The organism is Vibrio sp. LB10LO1 (assembly GCF_010092875.1).
In the GTDB taxonomy this organism is placed as follows: domain Bacteria; phylum Pseudomonadota; class Gammaproteobacteria; order Enterobacterales; family Vibrionaceae; genus Vibrio; species Vibrio campbellii.
The window spans coordinates 1-15,449 of sequence record NZ_JAADJW010000032.1 but is presented as its reverse complement, the minus strand read 5'-3'; the positions used below and the strand labels follow the sequence as shown (position 1 = coordinate 15,449).

General features: G+C 45.4%; 13 protein-coding genes. 8 read left to right on the top strand and 5 right to left on the bottom strand.

What is annotated here, in order from left to right:
• Positions 1–16: 16 nt before the first annotated feature.
• The 5 genes from lpdA to ampD all read right to left on the bottom strand — a co-directional run bounded on the left by lpdA (position 17) and on the right by ampD (position 8,080).
• Positions 17–1,447, bottom strand: a complete 1,431-nt coding sequence (gene lpdA / locus GXP65_RS19320) for a dihydrolipoyl dehydrogenase (protein WP_162093515.1) — start codon at positions 1,445–1,447, stop codon at positions 17–19.
• Positions 1,448–1,690: 243 nt separating this feature from the next.
• Entirely contained in the window at positions 1,691–3,607 is a 1,917-nt protein-coding gene (gene aceF / locus GXP65_RS19315) for a pyruvate dehydrogenase complex dihydrolipoyllysine-residue acetyltransferase (protein WP_162093514.1), read from the bottom strand.
• A 30-nt stretch (positions 3,608–3,637) separates the two neighbouring features.
• A complete protein-coding gene (gene aceE, locus GXP65_RS19310; protein ID WP_038891989.1) occupies positions 3,638–6,301 on the bottom strand; it encodes a pyruvate dehydrogenase (acetyl-transferring), homodimeric type in 2,664 nt (887 codons plus the stop codon).
• A 55-nt stretch (positions 6,302–6,356) separates the two neighbouring features.
• Complete coding sequence (gene pdhR, locus GXP65_RS19305; protein WP_005428674.1) at positions 6,357–7,124, bottom strand: pyruvate dehydrogenase complex transcriptional repressor PdhR; 768 nt, start codon at positions 7,122–7,124, stop codon at positions 6,357–6,359.
• A gap of 404 nt (positions 7,125–7,528) precedes the next feature.
• Complete coding sequence (gene ampD, locus GXP65_RS19300; RefSeq protein WP_162093513.1) at positions 7,529–8,080, bottom strand: 1,6-anhydro-N-acetylmuramyl-L-alanine amidase AmpD; 552 nt, start codon at positions 8,078–8,080, stop codon at positions 7,529–7,531.
• A gap of 92 nt (positions 8,081–8,172) precedes the next feature.
• Between ampD and nadC the strand changes: the two genes are divergently transcribed.
• The 8 genes from nadC (at position 8,173) to yacG (ending at position 15,304) form a co-directional block, all read left to right on the top strand.
• Positions 8,173–9,060 (top strand): carboxylating nicotinate-nucleotide diphosphorylase, encoded by an 888-nt coding sequence (nadC, locus tag GXP65_RS19295; RefSeq protein WP_010643264.1) that lies wholly within the window; start codon positions 8,173–8,175, stop codon positions 9,058–9,060.
• 265 nt (positions 9,061–9,325) lie between these two features.
• Positions 9,326–9,772, top strand: a complete 447-nt coding sequence (locus GXP65_RS19290; protein WP_162093512.1) for a prepilin-type N-terminal cleavage/methylation domain-containing protein — start codon at positions 9,326–9,328, stop codon at positions 9,770–9,772.
• Positions 9,773–9,778: 6 nt separating this feature from the next.
• A complete protein-coding gene (pilB, locus tag GXP65_RS19285) occupies positions 9,779–11,464 on the top strand; it encodes a type IV-A pilus assembly ATPase PilB (RefSeq protein WP_162093511.1) in 1,686 nt (561 codons plus the stop codon).
• A gap of 34 nt (positions 11,465–11,498) precedes the next feature.
• Positions 11,499–12,722 (top strand): type II secretion system F family protein, encoded by a 1,224-nt coding sequence (locus GXP65_RS19280; RefSeq protein WP_045395353.1) that lies wholly within the window; start codon positions 11,499–11,501, stop codon positions 12,720–12,722.
• Positions 12,723–12,794: 72 nt separating this feature from the next.
• A complete protein-coding gene (locus tag GXP65_RS19275; RefSeq protein WP_045421884.1) occupies positions 12,795–13,664 on the top strand; it encodes an A24 family peptidase in 870 nt (289 codons plus the stop codon).
• A complete protein-coding gene (gene coaE / locus GXP65_RS19270; protein WP_162093510.1) occupies positions 13,665–14,279 on the top strand; it encodes a dephospho-CoA kinase in 615 nt (204 codons plus the stop codon). It begins immediately after the preceding gene.
• Between the two features lie 27 nt (positions 14,280–14,306).
• Positions 14,307–15,047: a cell division protein ZapD gene (gene zapD, locus GXP65_RS19265; RefSeq protein WP_012128881.1), complete on the top strand. Its 741-nt coding sequence runs from the start codon at positions 14,307–14,309 to the stop codon at positions 15,045–15,047.
• 56 nt (positions 15,048–15,103) lie between these two features.
• Positions 15,104–15,304, top strand: a complete 201-nt coding sequence (yacG, locus tag GXP65_RS19260; RefSeq protein ID WP_012128882.1) for a DNA gyrase inhibitor YacG — start codon at positions 15,104–15,106, stop codon at positions 15,302–15,304.
• Positions 15,305–15,449 lie beyond the last annotated feature (145 nt).

Genomic DNA, 15,449 nt, shown 5'->3' with positions numbered 1-15,449 from the left:
AACGTTCAAGAAAAAATTACTTTTTCTTTTTCACTGCTTTTTTGTTTGGAAGGTCAGTGATTGAGCCTTCAAATACTTCAGCAGCTAGACCCACAGACTCGTGTAGAGTTGGGTGAGCGTGGATAGTTAGTGCGATGTCTTCTGCATCACAACCCATCTCGATAGCTAGACCGATTTCACCAAGCAGTTCACCACCGTTAGTACCAACGATAGCACCACCGATTACGCGGTGAGTCTCTTTATCAAAGATAAGCTTAGTCATACCGTCTGCACAGTCAGATGCGATTGCACGACCTGATGCTGCCCATGGGAATGTTGCCACTTCGTAGTTGATGCCTTCTGCTTTCGCTTCTTTCTCAGTCTTACCAACCCATGCCACTTCTGGCTCAGTGTAAGCGATTGAAGGAATAACTTTAGGATCGAAGTAGTGTTTCTTACCAGAGATAACTTCTGCCGCTACGTGGCCTTCATGCACACCTTTGTGAGCAAGCATTGGTTGGCCAACTACGTCGCCGATCGCGTGAATGTGAGGAACGTTAGTGCGCATCTGCTTATCAACATTGATAAAGCCACGCTCGTCTACTTCGATACCCGCTTTTTCAGCATCGATAAGTGCACCGTTTGGAACACGACCGATAGCAACAAGAACTGCATCATAACGCTCAGCTTCAGCAGGTGCTTTTTTGCCTTCCATTGAAACGTAGATACCGTCTTCTTTCGCTTCAACTGCTGTCACTTTAGTTTCAAGCATTAGCTTGAACTTGTCTTTGATACGCTTAGTGAAAACTTTAACGATGTCTTTATCCGCCGCAGGGATTACCTGGTCGAACATTTCAACTACTTCAACTTTAGAACCTAGAGAGTGGTAAACCGTACCCATTTCTAGACCGATGATACCACCGCCCATGATAAGCAGTTTTTCTGGTACTTCTTTTAGCTCTAGCGCATCCGTTGAATCCCAAATACGTGGGTCTTCGTGCGGGATGAATGGCAGTTTGATTGGGCGAGAACCCGCAGCAATGATAGCGTTGTCGAAGTTAACCGTTGTTGACTCGCCTTCGCCTTCTACAAGGATAGAGTTAGGGCTTGTGAACTTACCGTAGCCGTTTACTACAGTAACGTTACGCATCTTAGCCATACCGCTAAGGCCGCCAGTTAGTTGGTTTACAACTTTCTCTTTCCAGATACGGATTTTGCTGATGTCAGTTTGTGGTTCGCCAAACACAACACCGTGTTCAGCCATCGCTTTCGCTTCTTCGATAACTTTAGAAACGTGAAGAAGTGCTTTAGATGGAATACAACCAACGTTTAGACATACACCGCCAAGAGTGCTGTAACGTTCAACTAGTACTGTTTCTAGACCTAGATCCGCACAACGGAATGCAGCTGAGTAACCAGCAGGACCAGAACCAAGTACAACAACTTGGGCTTTAATTTCTTTGCTCATTGTGACCTCTTGTAGTCATTATCCCTAACAGGCTGAGTAGATGTTCTTAAATTATTAGGCTTTCAAACGGTCAATATTTTACAGAGATGTTAACAGTGTGAAAGCAGCTTTAAGTTAGCCTGTGAGCTAGACAACAATTCATCTTTCAGTTTCTGAACGATGGAAGAAATTGTCGTCTAAAAATAGTCTTTTATATAAAGAATTAAGGTGACCCGAAAGCCACCTTAACTATTACTTTCTCAATTACAGTACTAGGCGACGAATGTCTGATAGTGCACCGTTTAGGAAAGTAATGAAGCGTGCACCTTCTGCACCATCGATCACACGGTGGTCGTATGATAGAGACAGTGGAAGTTGTAGGCGTGGTTCGAATTCTTTACCGTTCCACACTGGCTTCATTTCAGATTTTGATACACCTAGGATACCAACTTCTGGCGCGTTTACGATTGGTGTAAACGCTGTACCGCCAATACCGCCAAGGCTAGAGATTGTGAAACAACCGCCTTGCATGTCAGCAGCTGTTAGCTTACCTGCACGTGCTTTCTTAGAAACTGCCATTAGCTCTTCAGATAGCTCGTAGATGCCTTTCTTGTTCACGTCTTTAAATACAGGAACAACAAGACCGTTTGGCGTATCTACTGCAATACCTACGTTCACGTACTTCTTAAGAATGATGCTTTCGCCATCTTCAGAAAGTGAAGAGTTGAACGCTGGGAACGCTTCAAGTGCTTTAGCAACAGCTTTCATGATGAACACAAGAGGAGTGATCTTCATGCCAGTGTCTTTCTTAGCTTCGATTGCGTTCTGCTCTTTACGGAATGCTTCTAGCTCAGTGATGTCAGCGTTGTCCCACTGTGTAACGTGAGGGATCATTACCCAGTTACGGTGTAGGTTTGCACCAGAGATCTTCTTGATCTTAGAAAGCTTCTGAACTTCAGTTTCGCCGAACTTGCTGAAGTCAACTTTTGGCCAAGGTAGTAGACCAAGCGCTGCGCCATCGTCTTTGCCAGATGCTGCTGCACCTGCGCCAGACTCAAGACGCTTAAGTGCATCTTTAACGTAAGCTTGAACGTCTTCTTTTAGGATACGGCTCTTACGACCTGTACCTTTAACCTTAGATAGGTTAACGCCGAATTCACGAGCAAGACGACGAACAACTGGAGATGCGTGTGCGTAGTCGTTGTTCTCTTGGAAATCGTTCGCTGCAGGTGCCGCTTCAACTTTTGCTGCTGGAGCAGGAGCCGCTGCAGGTGCTGGAGCTGCTGCTTGTGCAGGTGCTGCAACAGGAGCTGGAGCTGCGCCAGCTACTTCGAATACCATGATTAGAGAGCCAGTCGTTACTTTATCGCCCGCTGCAATCTTGATTTCTTTTACAGTACCAGCGAATGGTGCAGGAACTTCCATAGAAGCTTTATCGCCTTCAACAGTGATTAGAGATTGCTCTTCTTCTACTGTGTCGCCAACCGCTACCATTACTTCAGTAACTTCAACTTCGTCACCGCCGATATCTGGAACATTCACTTCTTTGTCAGCTGCTACCGCTGGAGCTGCTGGAGCTTCTACTCGGTCCGACGCCTCGGCTGCTGGAGCCGCTGCTGCGCCTGAACCTGCAGTTTCGCTACCACCTACAGAGAAAACCATGATTAGAGAACCAGTTGTTACTTTATCGCCAGCAGCAACTTTGATCTCTTTTAGCGTACCAGCGAATGGGGCTGGAACTTCCATTGATGCTTTGTCGCCTTCAACCGTTAGAAGAGATTGCTCTTCTTCGATGCTGTCGCCAACTGCAACCATGATTTCAGTAACTTCTACTTCGTCGCCACCGATATCAGGAACGTGAACTTCTTTTAGTTCTGCCGCTGCAGGCGCTGCAACTGGTGCTGCTTCAACTGCTGGAGCTGCCGCAGGAGCCGCTTCTGCAGCGGCACCTTCAGCTTCGAAAATCATGATAAGAGAACCAGTCGTAACAGAATCACCTTCTGCTACTTTGATTTCTTTAACGATACCTGCTTGAGACGCTGGAACTTCCATAGAAGCTTTGTCGCCTTCAACAGTGATCAGAGACTGCTCTTCTTCAACCTTGTCGCCAACGCTTACAAGAATTTCAGTAACTTCAACCTCATCCGCACCGATGTCAGGTACATTAATTTCGATTGCCATTGCTTATTTACCTTCTAGTTAAGCGCTGTATTAAGCGTATTGTGGGTTAGTTTTTTCAGTGTCGATGTTGAACTTAGCAATCGCTTCAACGACTACTGATTTCTCAACATCACCACGTTTCGCTAGCTCAGTAAGAGCGGCAACTACTACGTAGCCTGCGTTAACTTCGAAGTGACGACGTAGGTTCTCACGGCTGTCAGAACGGCCGTAACCATCAGTACCAAGTACTTTGTAAGACTCAGAAGGCATGAACGCACGAACTTGCTCAGAGTAGTTCTTCATGTAGTCAGTCGCTGCGATTGCTGGCTCAGTACCCATTACTTGTGCAATGTAAGGTACTTTCGCTTCTGCTTCTGGGTGAAGCATGTTGTAACGCTCTACGTCTTGACCGTCACGAGTTAGCTCGTTGAACGATGTTACAGAGAACACGTCAGATGCGATGCCGTACTCTTCGCTTAGGATAGTCGCTGCTTTACGTACTTCGTTCATGATAGTACCAGAGCCCATTAGCTGAACTTTAGACTTGTCACCAGCGTAAGACTCAAGCTTGTAGATACCCTTACGGATGCCTTCTTCAGCGCCTTCTGGCATTGCTGGCATTGCGTAGTTTTCGTTCATTACAGTTAGGTAGTAGAACACGTTCTCTTGGTTCTCACCGTACATGCGACGGATACCGTCTTGCATGATTACTGCAACTTCGTAAGCGAATGTTGGGTCGTAAGAGATACAGTTAGGAACTGTATTCGCCATGATGTGCGAGTGACCGTCTTCGTGCTGTAGACCTTCACCGTTTAGCGTTGTACGACCTGCAGTAGCACCTAGTAGGAAACCACGAGCTTGTTGGTCACCTGCCATCCACGCCATGTCGCCAACACGTTGGAAACCGAACATAGAGTAGTAGATGTAGAACGGGATCATTGGCAGATCGTTCGTGCTGTAAGAAGTCGCAGCTGCAACCCAAGAAGCCATTGAGCCTAGCTCGTTGATACCTTCTTGTAGAACCTGACCTGAAGTTGCTTCTTTGTAGTAAGAAACGATGTCGCGATCTTGAGGTGTGTAGTTCTGACCGTGCGGGTTGTAGATACCGATCTGACGGAACAGACCTTCCATACCGAACGTACGAGCTTCGTCACAGATGATAGGAACGATGTTCTTACCAATGTTCTTGTTCTTAAGCAGGATGTTAAGAGTACGAACGTAAGCCATTGTTGTAGAGATATCGCGCTTCTGCTCGCTTAGTAGCGGAGCGAACTCTTCTAGCTCAGGTGTTTTGAATTCTTGAGTGAACTTAGGTAGACGCTGTGGCGTGTAACCTTTTAGTTCTTTACGACGAGCGTGTAGGTATTCGTATTCCGCTGAACCTTCTTCAAGTTTCAGGTATGGAAGTTCTTTCACTGCTTCGTCAGTTAGGATGTCTTGAAGACCTAGGCGATCACGTAGGTGTAGTACGTGAGTCATGTCCATCTTCTTAACTTGGTGCGCGATGTTCTTACCTTCAGCCGCTTCACCCATGCCGTAACCTTTAACAGTCTTCGCTAGGATTACTGTTGGACGACCTTTAGTTTCTGCTGCGTTTTTGTAAGCTGCGTACAGCTTAGAAGACTCGTGACCACCACGCTTAAGTGCGAAGATTTCGTCGTCAGTCATGTCTGCAACTAGTGCAGCTGTCTCTGGGTACTTACCAAAGAAGTGTTCACGTACGTAAGCACCATCTTTAGATTTAAATGTTTGGTAGTCACCATCTACAGTTTCGTTCATCAGCTGTAGAAGCTTACCTGTTGTATCTTTAGCAAGTAGAGCATCCCAGTTGCTACCCCAGATAACTTTAACAACATTCCAGCCAGCGCCTTTAAATAGACCTTCTAGCTCTTGGATGATGCTACCGTTACCCATTACAGGGCCGTCTAGACGCTGTAGGTTACAGTTGATTAGGAATGTTAGGTTGTCCAGTTTCTCACGCGCAGCGAAAGATAGAGAACCACGTGATTCCGGCTCATCCATCTCACCGTCACCTAGGAACGCGTATACACGCTGTGCAGACGTGTCTTTTAGGCCACGACCGTCTAGGTACTTAAGGAAACGCGCTTGGTAGATCGCAGAAATTGGACCAAGACCCATAGATACTGTTGGGAACTGCCAGAACTCAGGCATCAGTTTAGGGTGCGGGTATGATGGGATACCTTTACCGTCTACTTCTTGACGGAAGTTATCTAGCTGCTCTTCAGTTAGACGACCTTCAACGAATGCACGAGAGTAGATACCCGGTGAGATGTGACCTTGGTAGTAAACTAGATCGCCACCGTCCGTCTCGTTTGGAGCACGGAAGAAGTGGTTGAAACAAACTTCGTAGAACGCTGCTGCTGACTGGTAAGAAGCCATGTGACCACCAAGGTCTAGGTCTTTCTTAGAAGCACGCAATACGATCATGATTGCGTTCCAGCGAATAATCGAACGAATACGACGCTCAAGAGTTACATCACCAGGGTAAGCTGGTTCTTGTGCTGCTGGAATAGTGTTGATGTAGTTTGTGTTGATGCCAGTTGGCATATCAACGCCGTCTAGACGTGCTTTTTCTAGAACGGTTTCTAGTAGAAACTGTGCACGTTCTACACCTTCTTCACGAACAACGGATTCAAGGGCTTGTAGCCAATCTTGAGTTTCCAGTGCATCTACGTCATGCTTCATGTCAGACATGGCGATCTATCCTTCTGTTGGTTGGATCTACTTATTTAAGTAAGCGGTTCTTGTATTAAGAATCGTTACCTTGCTGAATTCGACGCAGAGAACGCTCTCGTCGAGACTCTTCTCGAGTCAAATCCAACAATGTTTCTTCAATATAAGCTAAATGTGAGTGAGACATTTCACGTGCCTTTTCAGGCTGACCAGAAACAATCGCATCCACGATATTAGCTCTGTGTTTACTTACTTTATCGACCACTTCATCGCGGCGATGTAAGAGCTTTAGATTCTGTAGAACATTTTGCTCAAGCAAAGGGGCAAGGCTACGAACGATATGAAGTAACACAACATTGTGCGCTGCTTCTGTTAAAGCAATAAGGAACTGCATAACTGCCGCCGCTTCTGCTTCAACGTTGTCGCCTTTTTGCTCTTCACTGATTTGATTCAAGCATGCTTGAATACGAGCAAAATCTTCATCGGTACCACGCAATGCTGCAAAGTACGCGGAAATACCTTCCATCGCATGGCGCGACTCAAGCAGGTCTAACTGCGTTTCGGAGTGAGATGACAATAGGTTCAACAAAGGGTCTGAGAAACTCTTCCAGATGTTTTCGCTAACGAATGTGCCACCGCCTTGACGACGAGTAAGCAGACGTTTTGCTTCTAAACGCTGAATGGCTTCACGGACAGATGGACGAGACACATCGAACTGCTTAGCGAGTTCGCGCTCTGGTGGCAATTGTTGCCCCGGAGAGAGTGTTCCTTCCACAATCAACCTTTCTAGCTCTTGTTCAATAACATCAGAAAGCTTTGGCTGACGAATCCTTTGATAAGCCATAATTTATTGTTCTTCTACTCTTGCAGGTAATTGGTAATACCAATTTTAAGTTGGTGCAGAAATTAACATAATTAAAACGTCACTGTCCAGCCAAAAGTTGACCTAAATCATAGAACGGACTTACAACCAACACTTTGATAACAATCGACCATTAAAACAGCAATAAAATTGGTATGACCAATTACATAAACAAAACAGATGGGAAGTCTGCGTGCTAGTAAATTTGATCAACAAAAACAAAAAATGACAAAATTATCTGTACAGTTATTCACCACCAGCCGTTTTAAACCTTCAAAATGTAGTTAACTTTTAACAAGTGCTCATATTTCTTGTATCAAAAAAAGGCATAACTGAGTGTATGCCTTATTTATTTCTGTTTTTTGAATTTACACTTTCGCTACAAGTTAGCTTTGTAATTGCTGTCTGTATTTGACCCAGTCAAAGCTTAGACCAGGATCCGCTTTTCTCAAGGGAGCAATGTACTGATGCCCTGTAATTCGAGGTAAAGTGATTTTCGGGTAGGCCTGCATGACCGCATGGGTCAAAGCAGTAAGTGATTGATATTGTTCTTCTGTATAGGCAACAAACTCAGTCCCCTCGAGCTCAACACCAATGGAATAATCATTGCAACGTTCACGACCAGCAAAGCTAGACTGCCCTGCATGCCATGCCTTATCAAGAAAAGAAACAAACTGAACTATTTCACCATTACGCTTTATTAAGCAATGTGCCGAAACGCTCATTTTGTGAATTACCTCAAAAAACGGATGGGCGTTGGGATCCAGAGTACCTTTAAAGAATTCCTCGATATGAGGGCCACCAAATTGCCCCGGCGGTAAACTGATGTTGTGTACCACCAGCAGAGAGATGTCTTCTTTGTCTGAACGATCATCAAAAAACGGTGATGGGACGTGCTTTGCCTTCGTCAACCAACCATTCTCGATTTTTAGGCACATATCAACCTCTCTACTTTGCAAATTAACTGCTGAAATTATTGACACCGGAGAGTATCATTCGTTGCCATCTCCCTTTCAAGACAAGATTTGCGATGAAGAACACACACAACAGCCAAGAACGCCTAGAATACCTTAAGCAACAGCTTCCATTAGAAATCACTCGCGCCGTAGCCGATACCCTAAAAGAAGATCTAGGTGGAGTATTGGATGCCGACAAAGACATCACCGCATCGCTTATCCCTGTTGACGCTGTTAACACAGCAACCATCATCACCCGTGAACACGGTGTGTTTTGTGGTCAAGCATGGGCAGATGAAGTATTCAAACAACTAGGTGGCAAAGTGACCATCGAGTGGCATGTCAAAGACGGCGACAAAGTTGAGCCTAACCAAACGCTTTGCACCCTGACGGGCCCAGCTCGTGATTTGCTCACTGGCGAGCGCAACGCAATGAACTTTATTCAAACCCTTTCTGGTTGCGCGACCATCACTGCTGAATACGCAGAAAAAATTGCTCACACTGAGTGTCGTCTATTAGATACACGCAAGACCATTCCAGGTCTGCGTAGTGCCTTGAAATACGCCGTAGCATGCGGTGGTGGCTTTAACCATCGTATCGGTGTGTTCGATGCCTACCTTATTAAAGAAAACCACATCATCGCTTGTGGCGGTATCACTCAAGCGATTACCACCGCAAAACAGTTGAACCCAGGTAAGCCAGTTGAAGTAGAAACGGAAAGCTTAGACGAACTAAAAGCTGCGATCGAAGCGGGCGCCGACATCATTATGTTAGATAACTTCACCAAAGATATGATGCGTGAAGCAGTTGCCATCAATGCTGGCCGTGCTGCGCTAGAAAACTCTGGCAATATAACCCTAGAAACCATCGCTGAATACGCAGAAACGGGCGTAGATTACATCTCAGTAGGCGCTTTGACTAAGCACCTAAAAGCGATGGATCTTTCGATGCGCTTCAAGTAAACCAGTGTGAACAAACACAATTAACTCTCTTAATCTCATAGAGTTACACCTATCAAAAATCCAATAGAGAGCCGTAAGGCTCTTTATTTTTATCTGTTTAAAAAATAACACCACTCGCAAAACCTTGCACACAATATGCAACCAGAGCGCAAAGATCTTTATCTCACTCGAGAGCCCCTTCGTTTCCAGTTTCCACTTGTTTCTACTCTTTTTACTCTTCTGTCCCATGCATAAGCATTAACTAAATTTATCTTAAGGAAACAAGATGAAAACGAATAAACAGAAGAAGAAGCAGCAGGGTTTTACTCTTATTGAATTGATGATTGTGGTAGCGATTATTGGCGTGCTATCTGCTATAGCTATACCCGCTTATCAAAATTACGTAAAGAAATCGGAAGCGGCAACAGGGTTAGCGACAGCAAAGTCACTTATTACAAATATCGATATGTATATTCAAGAAAAAGGTAACTTCCCCCCAAATACTGCAACGGGTTTTAGTGACGTTGGAGCTACAACAGGGATGAACAAGCTTGGAACACTATCTTTTGAAAGTATCAGTGGTGCAAATGGAACTATCAAATTTTCGTTTGGCTCAACTTCTTCTATCAACACTGCGTATGTTGAAATTGCAAAATCTACCAGTGGGTGGGCATGTACATTTACGACAAACAGTAAATTAACAACAGAAGAAGTACCTAAAGCTTGTAGATAGAGTCTAATGCACACAAACCTCTCAACGGTTCTTCGCCAAGCAGGAATACTGACCTTTTCCCAAGAAGAATCGTTACTTGAGCAAGCTAAAGCTTCTGGCATTTCGATGCCGGAGGCTTTACTCAGTTCTGGCTTTTTCCAATCTCATGAATTGACAGAACACCTAAGCTCTGTCTTCGGGCTTTCTTGCACTTCTCTTAACCAATACGAATACGCTTCGCTATGCCAAACGCTTGGCTTACGCGATCTCATCACTCGCCATAACGCTTTGCCGCTTAACCGCACCTCTTCAACTTTGATTCTCGCGGTTGCCGACCCAACAAACCTTCAAGCCGAAGATGACTTTCGTTTTGCGACAGGCTTGCAAGTCGAGCTTGTCCTCGCTGACTTTCGTGAGCTAACAGCAGCCATTCGACGTTTATATGGCCGATCACTTGGGCAAGAAAAATCCGGTCTTAAAGAAATCAACCAAGATGAACTGGCGGGTTTGGTTGATATTGGTGAGGATGAAATTGAGAACATCGAAGATCTCAGCCAAGATGAATCGCCGGTCAGTCGCTATATAAACCAAATTTTACTCGATGCTGTCCGTAAAGGGGCTTCCGATATTCACTTCGAGCCTTACGAAAATATGTACCGCGTGCGCTTGCGTTGTGATGGCATTTTAATTGAAATTCAGCAGCCTCCGAGCCATTTAAGCCGTCGTCTCTCCGCTCGTATAAAAATCTTATCTAAGCTTGATATCGCCGAGCGCCGCTTACCACAGGATGGGCGAATCAAGCTCAAATTAAACCAAGACACTGCAATTGATATGCGTGTCTCCACACTACCAACTCTTTTTGGGGAAAAGATTGTTCTGCGCTTGCTCGACAGCAGTTCTGCAGCATTAGATATCAATAAGCTCGGTTATAGCGACTCACAGAAACAACTTTATTTGAATGCCCTGCGCCGTCCACAAGGTATGATCCTGATGACAGGCCCAACAGGTAGCGGTAAAACGGTCTCGCTCTACACTGGATTGAGCATTCTTAATAAACCAGAGATCAATATCTCAACCGCTGAAGATCCCGTTGAGATTAACCTGCCCGGCATTAACCAAGTTCAAGTTCAGCCAAAGATCGGCTTTGGTTTTGCAGAAGCGCTCCGCTCTTTCTTACGTCAAGATCCTGATGTGGTTATGGTGGGCGAGATCCGAGATCTCGACACAGCAGAAATCGCGATCAAAGCATCACAGACTGGCCACTTAGTTCTCTCCACTTTGCACACGAACTCGGCTGCCGAGACTGTCATTCGCTTGTCTAATATGGGCGTAGAAAGCTTTAACCTCGCCTCCTCTCTCAGTTTGATCATCGCCCAGCGTTTGGCTAGAAAACTGTGTCCATATTGTAGACAACCTCAAGAGCCAAACAGCCAACTTCAACATATTGGAATCACCAGCACCGAACAGATCTTTCAAGCTAATCCCGACGGTTGTAACGAGTGTACCCATGGTTATTCAGGGCGAACCGGCATTTACGAAGTGATGAAGTTTGATGAATCCCTTTCAGAAGCACTCATCAAAGGCGCTTCAGTACACGAATTAGAAAAACTCGCCATTGCCAATGGTATGCAAACCCTACAAATGTCTGGCATCGAAAAACTCAAACAAGGCATTACCAGCTTCAGCGAATTGCAGCGCGTTCTCTACTTTTAACATTTACAAGAATTATTAGGCAGTCACTCAGTTTATGAAAACCATCGCTCCTCAACTCAAGAACTACCGTTGGAAAGGCATTAATAGCTCGGGTAAAAAAACCTCTGGAAACGTACTGGCCATGACCGAAGTCGAGGTAAGAGAGCGCCTCGATGCTCAACACATCAAGATAAAGAAACTGAAGAAAGGCAGCATTTCTTTTATCACCAAGATCAGTCATCGCGTCAAAGGCAAAGACATCACGATATTTACTCGCCAAATTGCCACCATGCTAATGACGGGCGTACCGATTGTTCAGGCACTTAAGTTGGTTTCAGAGAACCACAAAAAAGCCGAGATGAAGTCGATTCTGATGAGTGTCACACGAGCGGTAGAGGCAGGGACACCGATGTCGAAAGCCATGCGCACTGCCAGTACACATTTTGATCCGCTTTATACAGACCTAATCGCGACTGGTGAGCAGTCCGGTAACCTATCTCAAGTCTTTGAGCGTTTGGCAACTTATCGAGAAAAGAGCGAGCAGTTGCGCGCAAAAGTGATTAAAGCGCTCATTTACCCAGCGATGGTGGTTTTAGTAGCGCTTGGGGTTTCCTATTTAATGCTGACTAGAGTTATCCCTGAGTTTGAAAAGATGTTTACAGGTTTTGGAGCCGACTTACCCGCCTTTACTCAGATGGTACTCAACCTCTCTGCTTGGACCCAAAACTGGGGGCCCTTTATTGGGCTGAGTTTTGTAAGCCTGCTCATTTCCGGCAAAATTATGTCGCAGCGATCCGATTCATTTCGCCTTTTAGCTGCGCGTTCGAGTTTAAGAGTCCCTATCTTGGGGCCAGTATTATCCAAAGCAGCCATTGCCAAGTTTAGCCGTACTTTAGCAACCAGCTTTAGTGCGGGTATTCCAATTCTCACCGCATTAAAAACCACCTCAAAAACCTCCGGTAACATGCACTATCAATTAGCAATTGAAGAGGTGTATCGAGACACTGCAGCTGGTATGCCGATGTATATTGCCATGCGTAACTGTCACGTTTTCCCTGAGCTAGTACTGCAAATGGTCATGATAGGTGAAGAGTCAGGTCGATTGGATGACATGCTCAACAAGATAGCCGCTATTTATGAGTTCGAAGTGGATAATACCGTTGATAATCTGAGTAAGATTTTAGAACCATTGATCATCGTCTTTCTTGGCGTGGTGGTTGGTGGTCTAGTCACAGCAATGTACTTACCAATCTTTAATTTGATGAGCGTATTAGGATAGAATGATCCTTTAGCAAATTAATACCATCAAAACAGCATCTTGCTTATTTGATTCATCGCTCAAGAGACAGATATGGAAGTATTCCAGTACTACCCATGGCTATTCGTTGTGTTTGCCACAATTTTCGGTTTGATTGTGGGTAGTTTCCTCAACGTGGTTATTTACCGTTTACCCAAGATCATGGAACTAGAATGGCGACGTGAGTGCGCTGAATCCTTCCCTGAATATAAGATTGAACCACCCAAAGAGACGCTGACGTTAAGCGTACCGCGCTCATCTTGTCAGCAATGCGGAACTCCCATTCGCATCCGAGACAACATTCCGGTGATTAGCTGGCTATTACTGAAAGGCAAGTGCCACAACTGCCACTCGTCCATCAGCGCTCGCTACCCTCTTATTGAACTGCTTACTGCGTTTTGTTCGGGTTTTATCGCTTTTCATTTCGGTTTTAGCTACTTCACTGTAGCGCTGGTTTTCTTTACCTTTGTATTGATTGCTGCCACGTTTATCGATCTCGATACCATGTTGTTGCCAGACCAACTGACTCTACCATTGATGTGGACAGGTATCGCACTTGCTCTTGCTGGTATCAGTCCTGTCAGCCTACAAGATTCTATCATTGGTGCAATGGCAGGCTATCTATGTCTTTGGAGTGTTTACTGGCTGTTTAAACTTCTAACAGGCAAAGAAGGCATGGGCTATGGTGACTTTAAACTCCTTGCGGCATTGGGCGCTTGGCTGGGTTGGCAATCTCTACCGATGATCATTTTGCTCTCTTCGGTGGTTGGCGTCATCTTTGGTCTTATCCAACTGCGCTTGCAAAAACAAGGTATCGAGAAAGCCTTTCCTTTCGGCCCTTACCTTGCGATTGCTGGTTGGGTGAGCCTAATTTGGGGCCATCAAATCCTCAACTGGTACTTTACGTCGATTCTAGGAGTGTAAATGGCTTTCGTTATTGGCCTTACTGGTGGTATTGCAAGTGGCAAAACTACGGTGGCAAACCTATTCAAACAGCAGTTCAAGATCGACATTGTCGATGCTGATATCGTGGCTCGCGAAGTCGTGGAGCCAGGAACTCCAGGGCTAAATGCCATCATTGAGCACTTTGGTGTCGATATCGTCCGCGATGATCAAATGCTGGATAGAGCCAAGCTAAGAGAGAGAATTTTCTCTAATCCAGAAGAAAAGACTTGGTTAAACGGCTTATTGCACCCAATGATTCGTGAAAAGATGATCGAAGACTTGGAGCAAGTCACATCGGACTACGCGCTTTTAGTTATACCTTTATTGATAGAGAATAAGCTTGATAGCTTATGTGATCGCGTTCTTGTCGTGGATGTTGACCCACAAACCCAGATCTCAAGAACCGTAAAACGCGACAACGTCAGCGAAGATCAAGCAAAAGCCATCTTGGCATCCCAAGCTTCTCGTGAGCAACGACTTGCTCTGGCCGATGATGTGGTGAAGAATAATCCAGATGACCCAGATCTTTTGCTTCAAATCACAGATTTACACGAAAAGTACCTAGCCATGTGTAAGAAAAATCTGCGAAAATAGGAATGAAACTCACCAAGGCTACTGTCGATGACCACGCACAAATTTGAACATCCGTTAAATGAAAAAACTCGCATCTACTTAAGAGTTGAGTCTTTGCTGCGTCAGGCTCACCTAGCCTCTGGTTTTGCTGATAACCACCAATATCAGCTTTTCTTCCGCGCGCTTTTCGATATGGTCGAAATCTTCGAGCAGATCCAGCTGAAAAGCGAATTGGCGAAAGATCTAGAGAAGCAGCGCTTAGCTTATCGCAATTGGCTAAATGTTGATGGTGTCGATCAACAGGCACTTGGCGAACTGCTTAATGAGATCGATGTCGTTCATAGCCAACTGATGACGGCTGAGCGTTTCGGTCAAGCGCTTAAGGAAGATCGTTTCTTAAGCTCAATCCGCCAGCGTTTTAACTTACCGGGTGGTTCATGTTGTTTCGACCTACCTGCTTTGCATTACTGGCTTCACTTACCGATTGAGCGTAAAAAGCACGATGCTGACCAGTGGCAAGCAAGCTTAAAGCCGCTCTCTGACGCCTTAGCTCTATGGCTGAAGCTGACTCGTGAAACGGGCCATTTTAAAGCCCAAATCGCTCGCGCAGGGTTCTTTCAAAGTGACGCGGATGAAGCCAATATCCTACGTTTACACATCCCAATGGAATACGGTGTTTACCCGATGATTTCGGGCCATAAGAACCGTTTTGCCATCAAATTCATGGCCTTTGAAAGTGGTCAAGCTTGCACGCAAGACGTCGAGTTTGAACTTGCGGTTTGTAGCTAAGCACAACACGCACTACTATTGCCTTAATACCTTTGAACACCGAATAAATAGGACGAATGACGATGTCTAAAATTACTGTCGTTCCATGCCCACAATGTGGCGCAGACGTTGAATGGGGCGAGCAAAGTCCTCACCGCCCTTTTTGTAGCAAGCAGTGCCAGATGATTGATTTTGGCGAATGGGCTGATGAAGAAAATACCATTGCTGGTGCTCCGGATATGTCGGACAGCGATGGTTGGTCTGAAGATCAGTACTAAAGAATTGAGAGGCTAGAGTCGAGATACGACAGCGCTACGCTTCGAGAATAAACAGAAGGGTTGATGTGAGAGCATCGGCCCTTTTTGTTTTTCGGGATTCGGGATTCGGGATTCGGGATTCGGGATTCGGGATTCGGGATTCGGG